The organism is Pseudomonas endophytica (assembly GCF_001411475.1).
GTDB classification, from domain to species: Bacteria; Pseudomonadota; Gammaproteobacteria; order Pseudomonadales; family Pseudomonadaceae; genus Aquipseudomonas; species Aquipseudomonas endophytica.
Map to the genome: position 1 here is coordinate 1 of NZ_LLWH01000139.1, position 1,592 is coordinate 1,592.

2 protein-coding genes are annotated in these 1,592 nt (G+C 59.5%); one reads left to right on the top strand and one right to left on the bottom strand.

Annotated features, from left to right (window positions below; all coding sequences use genetic code 11):
* The coding region (locus AQS70_RS10005; RefSeq protein ID WP_156355111.1) for a pyridoxal-phosphate dependent enzyme at positions 1–318 on the bottom strand (318 nt) is incomplete at its 3' end.
* Between the two features lie 85 nt (positions 319–403).
* Between AQS70_RS10005 and AQS70_RS10010 the strand changes: the two genes are divergently transcribed.
* A partial coding sequence (locus AQS70_RS10010; RefSeq protein ID WP_055102638.1) for an aminotransferase-like domain-containing protein occupies positions 404–1,592 on the top strand: 1,189 nt, incomplete at its 3' end.

The window sequence follows — 1,592 nt, forward strand, 5'->3', positions numbered from 1 at the left end:
GCCCCGTGAGTTACCGTCGGGTACGACAATGCTGATCTTCAGCCCATTGCGCTGTGCTGCCAGCGCCAAGCTCTGACCGTGATTGCCTCGGGTTGCCGTGACCAGCCCTTTGGTGAGGGGTTCGCGGGCCAGCAAACCTTGTACATACAACATGCCGCCGCGCATTTTAAATGCGCCGGTCGGGGTATGGTTCTCGTGTTTGACCCACACTGCGCAACCCAACTGTTCAGCCAGCAGAGGCCAAGCCAGTTGCGGGGTAGGTGGCATACTTTGATACACCGTGTCGGCGGCGAGGCGAAGGGCTGTCAGATCAAACATGGCGCACCATCATTAGAGGATTTGACTCGATTCTAGGGGCGTCGCATTGTATGGGCCGAGACTTATATTGCATGGCCAACAATAAATGTGGATTCCCGCTTTAAATGACTCATCGCAACCGCGCTATCTGGCGTTGGTCGACGCGATTGCCCAGGCCATCAGTTGTGGCGAATTAAAACCCGGTGAGCGTTTGCCACCACAACGGCGGCTGGCCTGGGCGTTGGGGTGGAACCCGAGTACCACCTTGCAGGCGTATCGCGAGGCGGCGCGACGGCACTTGGTTTCGGGTGAAGTCGGGCGGGGCACCTACGTCTTGTCGGGCAGCCAAGAGGCGACCTTGTTCCGATTGCAGCAGGTTGATGAACACGCCGAGCACATTGATCTGCGCACCAATATTCCGGCGATTGACCACGCCAGCCACAGTGATCCACGGGCGTTGCAATGGTTGCTAGACACCCATCAGTCCAGCCGTTTGCAACGCTACCTGAGCGCGGCCGACTTGCTTCAGGCCCGCGTGCTGGGCGCCCAATGGCTCACGGCGCGGGGGCTGCCTGTGCCGCTTGACAACATCATGCTGTGTACGGGCGCGCAACAAGGGTTGTTTACGGTGTTGTTGTCTTTGTGCCAAGCGGGTGAGCCGGTCTTGGTTGAAGCGTATACAGCGCCGGGGATCAAAGCGGCCTGTGCGCAATTGCGCTTGCCGATGCACGGCGTCGCCATGGACGCGCAAGGCATTGTGCCCGAGGACTTCGACCGTGTGATCCGCGCTACCGGGGCACGCATGGCGGTATTGACCCCAACCTTGCACAACCCGACGTCGGCGGTAATGGGGGATGCGCGTAAACAGGCGATTGCCCTTATTGCTCGGCGTCATGGGGTGTGGATCATTGAAGACGACGTCTACGGGGCGCTCACCGACAGCCCGCCTTTGTGCAACTACTTACCTGAATTAGGAATACTGGTTAGCAGCCTGTCGAAAACAGTCGCCGCCGGTGTACGAGTGGGCTGGATCGTGGCTAACGCCTCGTTGTTGGCGCGTATTGATCCGCAGGCACAATCGGCACACTGGGGGATTTCGCCGGTGTGTGTGGCCATTGCCAATCAATGGATCAGTGACGGTACGGCCTTGCAGCGTGTGGTGTGGCAAACCGAAGAAGTGACTCGGCGCTGGCGACTGGCGAAAAAACTGCTGGGCGCGTCGATGTACCAAACCGACACGCCGTCGCCGCATATTTGGCTTACGGTAGCGGCGGGTGAGATCAGACTGGCTGACG